This window comes from Hydrogenophaga aquatica, from assembly GCF_054780915.1.
In genome coordinates, this window is sequence record NZ_BAAGVK010000009.1 from 1 (window position 1) to 14230 (window position 14230).

Sequence of the window (14230 nt, forward strand, 5' to 3'; positions counted from 1 at the left end):
CCGGTGGTGCCGAGTTCGAGAACCTGGTGACGACCGACACGGCGACGGTGACGGTCAACGACACGATCGACAGCACGGTGGTGACGTTGGGCCAAGCTACCTATGTTGAAGGTACCGCTGGGGCGACGATCACTGCAACCATCAACAATGCCCCCAAAGATGCTCCGCTGGTGCTGACGCTGTCCAACGGTGCGACCATCACGTTCGCCGTGGGTGCGACTTCCGCGACTTCGACGGCGTTTGCCGTACCGGTCACCACACATGGCGCGCCGGGCAGCGCAACAGACGCGGCAATCACTCAGACGATTACCGCGACTGTCACCAGCGGTGGTGCTGAATTTGAGAGCCTGAGCGTTTCAAACGGCTCTCTGACGATCATCGATCAGACCCCCAGCATCACGGTGGCAAACGACGCCAACAGTGACGGCATGGTTACCGTTGCGGCCCCCAATACAGCGACGACCTACAACACCCAGCTCGTGGATTGGAAGATGGGCGCCGACGGATACGGCTCTTACAGTGTCTCCAACACCACCGGGGTTGTTGCTCTTAGCTCGCAATCCTCTGGCCAGGTGGTGATCGACCTGAAGTACCAAGACGCTGTTGTCGGTACGCTGACGCTGAACGCCGACGGCACCGATAGCATCCAGGTCTTCAACCGGCCGACGACGCTGGTCACTGACGAACTGCTGACTTCGGATGTGACGGCATCGGGGCCGTCGCTCACAAAGTACATCAACAGCTCCATCGGTGGTTTGAACATCACTGTCACTGGAAGCGACGGGAATAGCACGCCGAATCAGAGTTCGGATGAGGTCAACCCGAGTACCCAAGGTTGGGCTGTGAGCGACAACCAGATTGACAGAAACGAGGCTATCAAGTTCTCGTTCAATCAGTCTGTGGACCAGTTCAGCTTCCGTACCACGGGGTTCACGGGAAGCCCATCGAACAACCAGGTCGGCTTGAAGATCATCGTGACGTATGAGGGTGGGGTGAAGGAGACGTTCTATGTCAACTCGACCCAGAATGGCACGATCAAGGTGCAGGAGCTGACGGGTTTTGGTGAAATGATCAATGGCAACTACGTCACGAAGTTCGAGTCCGTTGAAGTGATCAGCAACACGGAGGCAGGAAAGGGTATCGACGTACAGGACCATAACGACGGTTTCCGCCTGAACAACGTTACGGTGGGCCAGTACCGCGAAATCGATCCTACCGATCTGAACTTCAAGTTCACCTTGAATGCCACGGACGCTGATGGGGATACCGTTTCCCAGAACTTCAATGTCACGTTGAACGGCAGTTCTTCTGGCTCGCTGGTGGTTGAGGCAACGGCTGGAACCGCCGGTGATGACACGTTGTCTGGCACTTCTGGCAACAACGTGCTGATCGGCGGTCCTGGCAACGACACCATGACCGGTGGTCTGGGCGCAGACGTCTTCAAGTGGACGCTGGGCGACCAAGGCACCTCGTCCACGCCGGCAGTGGATCACGTCACCGACTTCAGCAAGGTGCAAGGCGACTCCCTCGACCTGCGCGACCTGCTGCAGGGCGAAAGCGATGCAACCTTGTCGCAGTACCTCACCTTCGGTGAAGAGGGCGGCAAGGCTGTGCTCAACGTCAGCACCACCGCTGGTGGCGACGTGACGCAGAAGATCGTCTTCGACAACATGTCGCTGGCGCAGTTGCAGACCGCTTACGAGGCCGACAGCGCTGTGGATCTCATCGCCAAGATGCGTGCCGCAGGGGGCCTGAGCACCGACAACTGATAGCGCAGCAAGCTGCAAACTTGAAGGGGGCCAATGGCCCCCTTCTTTTTGGCAGTTGCCGTTGCGGTGCCGCCGTGTTGTCGGCTGGCACCGCTTTTGTGTTCAGTTGACCCCAGGCCCCGTGGCCCCATCGAACCCCAGCTGCGCCAGCAGTGGCAGGTCGTCCTTGCTTTCCACGCCCAGCGCAATCACCGTAATGCCCAGCGCATGCGCCATGTTGCACAGGCCCTTGAGGAATTCCTGGTTGCCTTCGTTGCTGCTGATGCCGCGCACGTAGCTGGGGTGCACCTTGATGTAATCCAGCCCCAGGCTGGCCAGCTTGTCGCTTTCGGCAAAGCGCTGGCCAAAGTACTCGATACCCACCCGGCACCCCAGCGTCTTGAGGCTGCGCGCCAGGTCGCGGAAGGCGTCGAACTGCCGGAACACCCCGTATTCAGGCACTTCGAACAGCAAGCGCGGGCACAGAGCCGGGTAACCCTGCAGCAGCTGGATCAGGCTGTTGCGGAAGCCAAAGTCTGCAATGGTCTCGGCCGACAGGTTGACCGCGACGTCGCCCGAACCTTTTTGCAGGTGTTCGATAGCCAGGCGCACCACGCCCAGGTCGATGGGGGCCGTGAGGTTGAGGTTGGCCGCCATGGGCATGAAGTCGCCCGCCGACAGCAGCTGCCCCGAGGCGTCCATCTGCAGGCGGATCACGCCCTCCTGGTGCATGGACTGGCTGGGGTCGCCACTCACCACCGGGAAGAACGCCAGGCTGAGCTGCCCGCCCTTGACGGCTTCGGTCAGCAGCGTGCGCCATTGTTCTGCGGGCAGGCTGATCTTCGAGGCGCCGCCGTCTTCCACGGCGTGCCAGCTGTTCGGGCCCTTGGCCTGTGCCTGCGCCAGGGCGGTGTCCATGCGCGTCAGCAGGTCGCCCATGCTCTGGCCGCGGTGGTAAGGCACGGCTGCCAGGTGGAAAAGGTCGGGCAGCTCCGCTTCCCAGTGTGCCAGCCAGTCGCGGCGCAGTCTTTCGTAGATGTCCTTGGCCGCTGCCGTGGGCGAATCGTAGGTTGGGCAGACCACGGCAAATTCGCCGCCCTTGACGCGGCCCGCGCGTTGACCGGGGTGTTCGTTGCCGCTGTTGTACAGCGCCTGGCCCAGCTCGCGCAGCAGCTGGTCGGCCCGCTGGCGGCCCAGTTGCGCGTTCAATTCGTTCAGGTGCGCCAGGCGAACCACCACCAGGCTGCCCACCGAGCCAAACTGCTCGCCACCCAGAATTTCGCGCAGGTGCGACAGGAAGTACTCCCGGTTCGCAATGCCGGTGACCGGGTCGCTGTTGACCTTTTTGCGCAGGCTTTCCAGGCGCGCCGCCTCTTCGGCGAACATCGTCTTCAGGCGCTCCACCATGTCATTCATCGCCCGTGTCACCGCGCGCAGTTCAGGCGTGCGGGGCTCGGTGATGGTAAGGAAGCGCCGTTCCGCGATGGATTTCGCCTGGGACACCACGTCGCCCAGCGGCCGGGTGATCACCCGGATGGCGAGGGTGCCCAGCAGCCCGGTGGCAATGCTGCCCAGAACGAACCACATGAGCAGTTCAACAGTTCCTTCCCACAGGCTCTTGTAGACGTACTGGTCGTGGCTGGCCAGTGTCAGGGTGCCGTATTGTTTCCAGCCGTCCTGGACAAGCGCCTGTCCTGGTTCTGCGTGGATGGGGATGAGGTTGGCAAACCACTGGGGTGCCCCCTCAAGCTGGCCCTGGTACACCTTCTCAACGATGGTTTCCCCGGTGGGGGACGTCACGCGGATGAAACGGTAGTGCCCCGCGTCGAACTGGGCGGAAACCTGCAGCTCCACCGTCACAGGGTCCTTGTCCAGCTGTGTGAGCGACAGTGCCAGAGATGTCGCGTTGTCGATGTTCTTCACCTGTAGCTGCTGCTCCAGGTAATGCCTGGCCGACAACACGCTGACGATCAGACTTCCGCCGAAGGCGGCCGTCATCACCAGCACGATGGCTATCCACAGTTGTTTGACGAGTGACATCTCAATACCCCTTGGGTTGTACGAGGCGGCTGCGCTTCACAGCCCCTCCTGTTTCATGCGATCGAGCACCTCGCGCCACTTGGACAGGCGCGCGGTCGGGTCGGCGGACGATGCTTGCTGTCCGGCCACCCACAATCCCTGGTTGTTGAAGCTGAAGATAGGTGTCAGGTCGCTGCGCCGTGAGGCGGGGCGTACGCTGGTGATAAGGTTGTCCAGAATCACGGGCTCGCCGAGCGGGTCGTCGTAGTAACCCAGCACCATGTGGGCCTCTGTCTTGGCGCCAGCGGTGCGTGCACGCACGTAGATCATGCGCAGCTTTTCGTTGGGCACGCCCAGCAGCAGCAGCGTCATGTATTTCGAGATGGAGTAGTCCTCGCAGTCGCCGGCTGCGCGCCCCATGAATTCCAGGGGCGTGGCCCAGTAATCGTTCTGCTGCCACACCACCGGGTCCAGTTCGTACAGGATGCGGCGGTTGAAGAAGTTGTTGACGTTGTTGAGTTTCTGGTCGATGGGCAGGTCCCGGGACTCTTCCATCATGCGCCGCCAGGAGGCGACCACTTCCGCTCCGCGCGCGCCGTACCGTTCCTGCGCCAGGGACTGCATCTTGTCCAGGTCTGGCGCAGCAATGGACAGCCCCAGGCCGAAAAGCGCGAGCAGACACGCCACCACCCAAAGCTCAACCCTGGCCATGCCACGCCGGACCAGCTTCATAGGATGGGCAGAACAAAATGAGGTGTCATTGCCACAGGTTATACCGAAAAAACCGCTACAGTGCTTGACGTTTCCGTGTGCGTGGAACAACAATAGTCGTGCAAACTGATGCGGATGATATGCCGCATCGTTTGCTATTGCGTGGCCGGAAGCCAGTCACGCCAACCTAAGAGGTAAAAAAATCATGAAGAAGAAAACAGTTACCGCGGTTTCCGCTGCGGTCATGCTCATGCTGGGGAGTGCAGCGACGGCGCAATCCTTGCCCGAGCCCATGCTGGAAGCGGTGCGCAAGGCGGTGGTGTCCAACCCCGAAGTCCAGGCGCGCTGGCACAACTTCACCGCTTCGGATGCCGAGCGCGACGTGGCCAAGGCCGGATGGCGCCCGCAGGTCGACCTGACGTATGGCGTGGGCCGCGAGTGGACCAAGGACCCTGGTCAGGCTGAAATCGAGTACACCCGCCAGAGCGGTGCCTTGACCCTGAACCAGATGCTGTTTGACGGCTTCTTCACCAAGAACGAGGTGAAGCGTCTGGGTTACGCCAAGCTGACCCGCTACTACGAGCTGGTCGAGGCGGCTGAAACCGTTGCACTGGAGGCCGTGCGTGCCTACGTCGACGTTTCCCGCTACTCTGCGCTGGTCGACGAGGCCAAGCAGAACTACGTCGAGCACAAGGTCACCAGCAAGCAGATTGAGGAGCGTTCCGATGCTGGCGTGAGCCGCCGCGTGGATCTGGAACAGGCGACCGGGCGCCTTGCGCTGGCCGAATCCAACCTGCTGACCGAAGTGTCCAACTTGCATGACGTCAGCGCTCGCTACCAACGCATCATGGGCAACCTGCCGCCCAAGCAGTTGCCGCCGCTGGCCGAAGGCCTGAAGCTGCAAGGCATCCCCGGCACCGCTGCCGAAACCATGAAGCTGGGTCTGGTAACAGCCCCACCATCAACGCAGCGTACGAGAACGTGCGTGCTTCCAAGGCCCAGGTGGAGTCCCGCAAGGCTGGGTACTGGCCGCGTGTCGATTTCCGCATCCGCCAGTCGTGGGGCCGCAACATCGACGGTGTCAGCGGCAACTCCCGTGACACGGTCGCAGAAGTCCTGCTGAACTACAACCTGTACCGTGGCGGCTCCGACATGGCCCGCGAGAAGCAGGCGGTGGAGCAGCAGTACCAGGCCCGCGACCTGCAGGAAAAGGCCTGCCGTGACGTGCGCCAGACGCTGGCGATTGCCTACAACGACGTCGTCCGTCTGAACGAGCAGCTGGGCTACCTTGACCAGCACCGCCTGTCCACGGAAAAGGCGCGCGAGGCCTACCGTCAGCAGTTCGACATCGGTCAGCGCACCCTGCTTGACCTGCTGGACACCCAGAACGAATATTTCGAAGCCAGCCGCGCCTACATCAATGCCCAGTACAACGAGTTCCAGGCCCAGGCCCAGGCCCGGACCTTGGCCAGCATGGGCAAGCTGATGGCAGCGCTGGGCGTTTCGCGCCCGGATCAGCCCACGCTGGAGCAGGTGGGCCAGGACCGTGGCGAGCTTCCGCCCGAGGAGCTGTGCCCGTTTGAGCAGCCTGAAGTGCTTGAAGTTGACAAGGCCAAGGCCGTGGCAGATGCCCCGCCGCGTGCACGTCCGACGGCCGGCCCCGCCGCTGCCGCTGCGCCCGCCGCACGGGCCGCCGCTCCGACCAAAGTCACCTATTCTTCCGACGCCCTGTTCGACTTCAACAAGTCGGTGCTCAAGGCTGAGGGCAAGAAAAACCTCGACGAACTCGTGACCAAGATCAAGGGTGTGAATCTGGATGTCGTGATCGCCGTGGGGCACACCGACAGCGTCGGTTCCGAGGCCTACAACCAGCGTCTGTCTGTGGCGCGCGCCGAATCGGTCAAGGCTTACCTGGTCAACCAGGGCATCCCGGCCGACCGTGTGCGCACCGAAGGGCGCGGCGAGAGCGAGCCCATCGCCAGCAACGACACTGCCGAAGGCCGTGCAAAGAACCGCCGCGTTGAAATCACGGTGAACGAGGCGGCAAAGTAAGTCTTTGCCCCCTGTGCAAGCAAAAAGGCCGCTGACTGCGGCCTTTTTGCTTTTGGTGTGCCCCGGGTTGGTGAACGCTGTTCAGACCCCGGCTGCGTGCGCCTGCTGGTCGGCGTGGTACGAACTGCGCACCATGGCGCCCACGGCCGCGTGGCTGAAGCCCATCTCATAGGCTTTCTCTTCGAACATCTTGAACGTGTCGGGGTGCACATAGCGGCGCACCGGCAGGTGGTGGCCGCTGGGTGCCAGGTACTGCCCAATCGTCAGCATGTCGATGTTGTGCGCTCGCATGTCGCGCATGACTTCCAGGATTTCGTCGTCGGTCTCGCCCAGGCCCACCATCAGGCCACTCTTGGTCGGGATGTCCGGGAACAGTGCCTTGAACTTCTTCAGCAGGTTGAGGCTGAACGCATAGTCGGAGCCAGGGCGGGCTTCCTTGTACAGGCGCGGCACCGTTTCCAGGTTGTGGTTCATCACGTCGGGCGGCGCCGCCTTCAGAATTTCCAGGGCGCGGTCGTCGCGCCCGCGGAAGTCGGGCACCAGCACTTCAATCTGGGTGGAGGGTGACAACTCACGAGTCTTCTCGATGCAAGCCACGAAGTGGCCCGCGCCACCGTCACGCAGGTCGTCGCGGTCCACGCTGGTGATCACCACGTACTTGAGCTTCAGTGCCGCGATGGTCTTGGCCAGGTTCTCGGGCTCGTTCGGGTCCAGCGGGTCGGGGCGGCCGTGGCCCACGTCGCAGAACGGGCAGCGGCGCGTGCACTTGTCGCCCATGATCATGAAGGTGGCCGTGCCCTTGCCAAAACACTCGCCAATGTTCGGGCAAGAGGCTTCTTCGCACACCGTCACCAGCTTGTTCTGCCGCAGGATGTCCTTGATCTCGTAGAAGCGTGTGCTGGGCGAGCCTGCCTTCACGCGAATCCACTCGGGTTTCTTCAGCACTTCGGCGGGCACCACCTTGATGGGGATGCGCGCTGTCTTGGCCTGGCTCTTCTGTTTGGCTGTGGGGTCGTAGTTCTCGGCGCTGGCGGCTTCGCGGACGACGGGCGGAGTGGTCATGTTGGGAATTCCGGTAAGAAACGGGGCAGGGGCCTGTGTGCTGGTGTTCCGTCAGGAGGCCAGCAGCGCTTCGAGCTTGTGGGCCAGTACTTCGGCCACCTCCGTCGGCTGGGCCTGGATGCCGATTGTAGAAAGATCCACCGTTTGCAGGCCCGCGTAGCCGCAGGGGTTGATGCGGGAAAAGGGTTCGAGGTCCATGGACACGTTCAGCGCCAGGCCATGGTATGTGCAGTGGCGGTGGACCTTGATGCCCAGCGCGCTGATCTTGCCCAGGCCTGCGAAGGGATCCGAGCCGGGGGCGGGGCCGGTCAGTGCCGAATGGTCGAAGGGGTTGGCCAGCCGGACGTAGATGCCAGGGGCGCTGGCCACCCGGTGTCCAGTGACTTGCCAGTGGGCCAGGGTGCGGATCACGGCCTCTTCGAGCCGGTAGACGTATTCCTTGACGAAATAGCCTTGGCGCTGCAGGTTGAGCAGCGGGTAGGCCACCACCTGGCCAGGGCCATGGTAGGTGACCTGGCCGCCCCGGTTGCTTTGCACCACTGGTATGCCCCCGGGGTTAAGCACGTGGTCGGCTTTGCCTGCGAGCCCTTGCGTGTAGGTGGGCGGGTGCTCGCACAGCCAAAGTTCGTCGGGGGCGTCAGGCCCGCGCTCGGCGGTGAAGCGCTGCATGGCCTCGAACGTGGGCAGGTAAGGCACCTGCCCAAGCTGGCGGACAACGAGCGGCGCCGTCACAGCACCACTTTCACCATCGGATGGGTCGTGAGCGTTCGGTAGAGTTCGTCCAGCTGTTCCCGGCTCGTCACTCGCACGGTGATGGTCAGGCCCAGGTAATTGCCGCCCTTGCTGGGGCGGTGCTCTATGGTCTGAGGGTCGAAGTCCGGGTCAAACTGCGTGGCCACGTGAGTGATCGCAGCGGCGAAACCCTCCACGTGCGCTCCCATCACCTTGATCGGGAAGTGGCACGGGTATTCGATGAGCGATTGCTCCGGGGGGATAGGGCGGGAGAAGTCCATGTCGTCAGTGGCGCGGCAGCGCTTGCCGCCTTTCGTCTGCAATAGTGAATTATCCCAAGGCACCAGTCCGGTGCCAACAGCTGCACCAGTCAGGGGTTATTGACTGATCCATGGGGTTTCTACGTATAATGAATGGCTTTGCCGAGCTTCGCAGTGCGGGCACGGCGTGTAACCTGTACGTAATTTCAAGGTCGGACAATGACGCACAAGCCATCGTCCCCCCCAGGCCCCAGGCCCCAGGAAAACACGCTGCATGACTGGGTAGATGAGGCGGGCGAAGAGGATTTCAAGCCCCTGACGCGCGAACAGGCGAAGCAGTGGCGAGCACGTCAGCCGGCAATGTCGGCCTGGCGTGTGGTGTGGTGGCAAGTGGTGCTGATGGCACTGGCCACGCTGGCGGGTGGGGTGTTCACGCAACGCCCCGAAGTCGCGTGGTCCGTGTTCTACGGCGGCTTGTGCATCACGCTGCCAACGGCACTCATGGCATACGGACTCACCTCGAGCGCCCTGTCCCGGGCGGTCGCCAGGATGTTTCCCGGTGTGGCCAAGGTGTCGCTGGCGGGAGTGTTGTTGTGGGAGGGAGTCAAGGTTCTGCTGGCACTGGCCCTGATGTGGTCTGCGCCGCGCCTGGTTCCCGATCTGAGCTGGCTTGGCCTGGTGGCCGGGCTGGTGGTGGTGCTCAAGGCCTATTGGCTTGCGTTCTGGTGGCAGAACCGCAGGCGGCCCTGAGACGGTGCAGTTTTGATATTTGATGGGCTGATAAACATGGCTACAGAAGGCGTAGGACCCACCCCGGGCGAGTACATTCGCCATCACCTCGTTCACCTGTCGAACAAGAAGCAGACGTCGATCATCGATTTCTCGGTGATCAACATTGACTCTGTCGTCATCAACATCCTGTTGGGCATGCTGGTCTGCTTCACCCTGTGGCTGGCCGCACGCAAGGCAACGTCTGGCGTTCCGGGCCGCTTCCAGGCCGCCGTCGAGATTCTGGTCGAGATGGTGGAGAACCAGGCCAAAGGGGTCATCCACAACGCCCAGAGCCGCAAGCTGATTGCTCCCATGGCGCTCACCGTGTTCTGCTGGATCTTCATGATGAACTTCATGGACCTGCTGCCGGTCGATCTGCTGCCCGCCATCTGGCACGTGGCCGGTCCTGCCATGGGTTACCCCGACTACCTCCGCGTCGTGCCGTCTGCCGACCTGTCCACTACCCTGGGCCTGTCCACTTCCGTTCTGGTCCTCTGCCTGGTTTACAACATCAAGATCAAGGGTCTGGGTGGCTGGGCTCACGAATTGGTCACCGCTCCGTTCGGTACCAGCAAGAACCCCATCGGGGCGCTGGTGCTGGGTGTGGTGAACTTCCTGATGCAAATGATCGAGTTCGTGGCGAAAACGGTTTCCCACGGCATGCGGTTGTTTGGCAACATGTTCGCGGGTGAACTGGTTTTCATGCTGATCGCGTTGCTGGGTGGTTACGCTGCCCTCTCGCTCGGCGGTGGCCTGTTCTTCGTCGGGCACCTGATAGCCGGCACCATCTGGGCTCTGTTCCACATCCTGGTGATCACGCTGCAGGCTTTCATCTTCATGACGCTGGCCTTGATCTATCTGGGTCAGGCGCATGATGCGCACTGAGTTCGCGTAACCCGCGCAGCACTGTGTTTCTTTTCTCTCTGTAACTTCAACCTTCCTCTCAAACCAAAGGAATCATCATGGAAAACATTCTGGGTCTCGTTGCTCTGGCTTGCGGCATCATCGTCGGTCTGGGTGCCATCGGCGCCTCTATCGGTATCGCCCTGATGGGTGGCAAGTTCCTCGAGTCGTCTGCTCGCCAGCCCGAGCTGATGAACGACCTGCAGACCAAGATGTTCATTCTGGCCGGCCTGATCGACGCTGCGTTCCTGATCGGCGTGGCTATCGCCCTGTTGTTCGCATTCGCCAACCCCTTCGTTCTGGCCTGATAGTCTTGCTGTGAGGAAGGGTGCGCCCCGGGCCTGGTGCCCGGGCGCATGTCTCCCGGCAAATGCGTTTCAACTCTTGTTAACACACAGAAAGGCGTTGCGATGAACATCAATGCAACCCTCTTTGCGCAAGCCATCGTCTTTGCGATTCTGGTGTGGTTCACGATGAAGTTCGTGTGGCCCCCCATCGCCAAGGCCCTGGATGAGCGCGCGCAGAAGATTTCCGAAGGTCTGGCTGCCTCCGAGAAGGCCAAGACCGAGCTGGCCGTGGCCAACAAGCGCGTCGAGGAAGAGTTGAGCAAGTCGCGCAACGAGTCCGCGACCCGTCTGGCTGACGCCGAGCGCCGTGCCCAGGCCCTCATCGAAGAGGCCAAGGCCCGCGCCAACGAAGAAGCCGCCAAGATCATCGAAGCTGCCAAGGCCGAGGCCGACCAGCAGATCGTCAAGGCACGTGAAGCCCTGCGCGAGCAAGTGGCTGGCCTGGCTGTCAAGGGCGCCGAGCAAATCCTCCAGCGCGAAGTCAACGCCGGCGTCCACGCCGAGCTGCTGAGCCGCCTGAAGACCGAACTCTGATCAGCGCACAAAGGTTGACCCATGGCCGAACTTGCCACCATTGCCCGACCCTACGCCGAAGCGCTGTTCAAGGCCGCCAAGGCTGATGCCGTTGCCGCAGCGCAGTGGCTCGAAGAGCTGGCCGCGATTGCCGGTAACGAGCAACTGCTGCAGTTTGCCGACAACCCCAAGGTCACTTCCGAACAAGTGTTCGACGTGATCACCGGTGTGGCCAAGCAGGCCCTGCCCGAGATGGCACGCAACTTCCTGCGCACCGTGATCGACAACGGCCGCGTTGCGGCCCTGCCCGAGATTGCCCAGCAGTACCGCGCGCTGATGACCGCGCAGCAGGGCACCTCGGATGCCGTGGTGTACAGCGCCTACGACATCGACAGCGCCGCCCTGGCGGATCTGGCCGGCGTTCTTGAAAAGCGTTTCGGACGCAAGCTCAACCTCAAGGTCGAGTTGCAGCCCGAACTCATCGGCGGCGTGCGCGTGGTGGTGGGTGACGAGGTGCTGGACACCTCCGTCAAAGCCCGTCTGGAACAAATGAGAGTGGCCCTGACGGCGTGAGCCGCGGTGTGTCCCGAAGCGTCACTATTTACGAAAGAAGGAAAGAGTCATGCAGCTCAATCCCGCAGAAATTTCTGAACTGATCAAGTCCCGCATCGAAGGCTTGGCTCCCGCTGGCGACGTGCGCAACCAGGGCACCGTGGTGTCCGTGACCGACGGTATCGTCCGCGTGCATGGCCTGAGCGACGTGATGCAGGGCGAGATGCTGGAATTCCCCGCAAACGCCGCCGGTCAGCCGACCTACGGCCTGGCGCTGAACCTGGAGCGCGACTCCGTGGGCGCCGTGGTGCTGGGTGAGTACGAGCACATCTCGGAAGGCGACACCGTCAAGTGCACGGGCCGCATTCTGGAAGTGCCCGTGGGTCCCGAGCTGGTTGGCCGCGTGGTCAACGCCCTGGGTCAGCCCATTGACGGCAAAGGTCCGGTCAACGCCAAGATGACCGACGTGATCGAAAAAGTGGCCCCCGGCGTGATCGCACGTCAGTCCGTGGACCAGCCGCTGCAGACCGGCCTGAAGTCCATTGACTCCATGGTGCCGATCGGCCGTGGTCAGCGCGAACTGATCATTGGCGACCGCCAGACCGGCAAGACCGCCGTGGCGATCGACGCGATCATCAACCAGAAGGGCCAGGGCGTGACGTGTATCTACGTCGCCATCGGCCAGAAGGCTTCTTCCATCAAGAACGTGGTGCGCGCGCTGGAGCAATCCGGTGCCATGGAGTACACCATCGTGGTGGCCGCTTCCGCTTCTGAATCCGCCGCCATGCAGTACCTGTCTGCCTACGCTGGCTGCACGATGGGCGAATACTTCCGCGACCGCGGTGAAGACGCACTGATCGTTTACGACGACCTGTCCAAGCAGGCCGTGGCCTACCGTCAGGTGTCCCTGCTGCTGCGCCGTCCCCCGGGCCGCGAAGCCTACCCTGGCGACGTGTTCTACCTGCACAGCCGCCTGCTGGAGCGTGCCGCTCGCGTGAACGCCGACTACGTCGAAGCCTTCACCAAGGGCGAAGTCAAGGGCAAGACCGGCTCGCTGACCGCACTGCCGATCATCGAAACCCAGGCTGGTGACGTGTCCGCCTTCGTGCCGACGAACGTGATTTCCATCACCGACGGCCAGATCTTCCTGGAAACCAGCCTGTTCAACGCCGGTATCCGCCCCGCCATCAACGCCGGTATCTCCGTGTCCCGCGTGGGTGGTGCAGCGCAGACCAAGCTGATCAAGAGCCTGTCCGGTGGTATCCGTACCGACCTGGCCCAGTACCGTGAACTGGCTGCGTTCGCGCAGTTCGCTTCCGACCTGGATGCCGCCACCCGCAAGCAGCTGGACCGCGGTGCCCGCGTGACCGAACTGCTGAAGCAGGCCCAGTACTCGCCCCAGTCCATCAGCCTGATGGGTGCAACCCTGTTCGCCGTGAACAAGGGCTTCCTGGACGACGTGGACGTGAAGAAGGTGCTGGCTTTCGAATCCGGCATGCACGCCTACCTGAAGGACAAGTACGCTGCCCTGCTGACCAAGCTGGAAAGCAACAAGGCCATGGACAAGGATGCCGAAGCTGAACTGAACGCGGCCATCGCCGAGTTCAAGAAGACCGGCACCTACTAAGCGGCGCGTTCGCGACCGATTAAGGAGCATCAATGGCAGCAGGCAAGGAAATACGCGGCAAGATCAAATCGGTGGAAAACACCAAGAAGATCACCAAAGCCATGGAAATGGTGGCCGCCTCCAAGATGCGCAAGGCGCAGGACCGCATGCGCATGGCCAGGCCCTACAGCGAGAAGGTGCGCCAGATCGCTTCCAACCTGAGCCAGGCGAACCCCGAGTACACCCACCCCTTCATGCAGTCCAACGACGACGCGAAGGTGGCGGGCATGATCGTGGTGACCACGGACAAGGGTCTGTGCGGTGGCCTGAACACCAACGTCCTGCGTGCGGCAACCAACCAGCTCAAGGCGGCGCAGGCCGAAGGCAGCTCCACCGAGGTGGTGGCCATCGGCAACAAGGGCCTGGGTTTCATGAACCGCATCGGCGCCAAGGTGGTGTCGCATGTCACCGGTCTGGGTGACACGCCCCACCTGGAAAAGCTGATCGGCCCGGTCAAGGTGCTGCTGGATGCTTACACCGAAGGTCGCATCAGTGCCGTGTACCTGTGCTACACCAAGTTCATCAACACGATGAAGCAGGAAGCCGTGGTGCAGCAGCTGCTGCCCCTGACGGCTGAGACGCTGCACAACGGGCAGCGTGGCCACGACTGGGATTACATCTATGAACCGGATGCCGCAACCGTCATCGACGAGCTGCTGGTCCGCTACATCGAATCCCAGGTGTACCAGGCGGTGGCCGAGAACATGGCGTCCGAGCAATCGGCCCGCATGGTGGCCATGAAGGCCGCGACCGACAACGCCGGCAACGTGATCAACGAGCTCAAGCTGGTCTACAACAAGACCCGTCAGGCCGGCATCACCAAAGAGCTGTCGGAAATTGTGGCAGGCGCCGCGGCCGTGTGAGGTCGAGGTCTCAAGAATCTAGAGAAATTTA

General features: G+C 62.1%; 14 protein-coding genes and 1 pseudogene. 10 read left to right on the forward strand and 5 right to left on the reverse strand.

What is annotated here, in order from left to right:
- Positions 1 to 1769 (forward strand): type I secretion C-terminal target domain-containing protein (locus ACYVHH_RS06595; protein ID WP_460564339.1); only part of this gene is annotated, 1769 nt, incomplete at its 5' end.
- A gap of 102 nt (positions 1770 to 1871) precedes the next feature.
- On the opposite strand, the gene ACYVHH_RS06600 is transcribed toward ACYVHH_RS06595, so the two are convergent.
- Together ACYVHH_RS06600 and ACYVHH_RS06605 are read right to left on the reverse strand one after the other, a co-directional pair.
- Positions 1872 to 3788: a bifunctional diguanylate cyclase/phosphodiesterase gene (locus ACYVHH_RS06600; RefSeq protein ID WP_460564340.1), complete on the reverse strand. Its 1917-nt coding sequence runs from the start codon at positions 3786 to 3788 to the stop codon at positions 1872 to 1874.
- A 36-nt stretch (positions 3789 to 3824) separates the two neighbouring features.
- Entirely contained in the window at positions 3825 to 4499 is a 675-nt protein-coding gene (locus tag ACYVHH_RS06605; RefSeq protein ID WP_460564341.1) for a transglutaminase-like cysteine peptidase, read from the reverse strand.
- A gap of 271 nt (positions 4500 to 4770) precedes the next feature.
- Between ACYVHH_RS06605 and ACYVHH_RS06610 the strand changes: the two are divergent.
- Both ACYVHH_RS06610 and ACYVHH_RS06615 read left to right on the forward strand, forming a co-directional pair.
- A pseudogene (locus ACYVHH_RS06610) lies at positions 4771 to 5271 on the forward strand (TolC family protein); the annotation flags it as partial.
- Positions 5272 to 5459: 188 nt separating this feature from the next.
- Positions 5460 to 6530 (forward strand): OmpA family protein, encoded by a 1071-nt coding sequence (locus tag ACYVHH_RS06615; protein WP_460564342.1) that lies wholly within the window; start codon positions 5460 to 5462, stop codon positions 6528 to 6530.
- 81 nt (positions 6531 to 6611) lie between these two features.
- Here ACYVHH_RS06615 and lipA read toward each other — a convergent pair whose 3' ends face one another.
- Genes lipA through ACYVHH_RS06630 form a run of 3 tightly spaced genes read right to left on the reverse strand, consistent with a single transcriptional unit; the run spans position 6612 to position 8605 of the window.
- Positions 6612 to 7592: a lipoyl synthase gene (gene lipA / locus ACYVHH_RS06620; RefSeq protein ID WP_460564343.1), complete on the reverse strand. Its 981-nt coding sequence runs from the start codon at positions 7590 to 7592 to the stop codon at positions 6612 to 6614.
- 51 nt (positions 7593 to 7643) lie between these two features.
- Positions 7644 to 8324 carry a lipoyl(octanoyl) transferase LipB gene (gene lipB, locus ACYVHH_RS06625; RefSeq protein ID WP_460564344.1) on the reverse strand — a complete coding sequence of 227 codons (681 nt, stop codon included), beginning with the start codon at positions 8322 to 8324 and terminating at the stop codon, positions 7644 to 7646.
- Positions 8321 to 8605, reverse strand: coding sequence for an HP0495 family protein (locus tag ACYVHH_RS06630; protein WP_460564407.1), 285 nt, complete (start codon positions 8603 to 8605; stop codon positions 8321 to 8323). Before ACYVHH_RS06630 ends, lipB begins: the two co-directional genes overlap by 4 nt.
- A 198-nt stretch (positions 8606 to 8803) precedes the next feature.
- On the opposite strand from ACYVHH_RS06630, the gene ACYVHH_RS06635 reads away from it, so the two are divergent.
- The 7 genes from ACYVHH_RS06635 (at position 8804) to atpG (ending at position 14199) form a co-directional block, all read left to right on the forward strand.
- Positions 8804 to 9334 (forward strand): ATP synthase subunit I, encoded by a 531-nt coding sequence (locus ACYVHH_RS06635; protein ID WP_460564345.1) that lies wholly within the window; start codon positions 8804 to 8806, stop codon positions 9332 to 9334.
- A 36-nt stretch (positions 9335 to 9370) separates the two neighbouring features.
- Positions 9371 to 10240 (forward strand): F0F1 ATP synthase subunit A, encoded by an 870-nt coding sequence (atpB, locus tag ACYVHH_RS06640; protein ID WP_460564346.1) that lies wholly within the window; start codon positions 9371 to 9373, stop codon positions 10238 to 10240.
- Between the two features lie 77 nt (positions 10241 to 10317).
- Positions 10318 to 10566: a F0F1 ATP synthase subunit C gene (gene atpE / locus ACYVHH_RS06645; RefSeq protein WP_460564347.1), complete on the forward strand. Its 249-nt coding sequence runs from the start codon at positions 10318 to 10320 to the stop codon at positions 10564 to 10566.
- A gap of 102 nt (positions 10567 to 10668) precedes the next feature.
- Complete coding sequence (locus ACYVHH_RS06650) at positions 10669 to 11139, forward strand: F0F1 ATP synthase subunit B (protein WP_460564348.1); 471 nt, start codon at positions 10669 to 10671, stop codon at positions 11137 to 11139.
- A 21-nt stretch (positions 11140 to 11160) separates the two neighbouring features.
- Positions 11161 to 11691, forward strand: coding sequence for a F0F1 ATP synthase subunit delta (locus ACYVHH_RS06655; protein WP_460564349.1), 531 nt, complete (start codon positions 11161 to 11163; stop codon positions 11689 to 11691).
- A gap of 49 nt (positions 11692 to 11740) precedes the next feature.
- Complete coding sequence (atpA, locus tag ACYVHH_RS06660; protein ID WP_460564350.1) at positions 11741 to 13297, forward strand: F0F1 ATP synthase subunit alpha; 1557 nt, start codon at positions 11741 to 11743, stop codon at positions 13295 to 13297.
- A 32-nt stretch (positions 13298 to 13329) separates the two neighbouring features.
- The gene (gene atpG / locus ACYVHH_RS06665) at positions 13330 to 14199 is read left to right on the forward strand and encodes a F0F1 ATP synthase subunit gamma (RefSeq protein ID WP_460564351.1); all 870 of its coding nucleotides are present in this window, start codon (positions 13330 to 13332) and stop codon (positions 14197 to 14199) included.
- Positions 14200 to 14230: the final 31 nt, after the last annotated feature.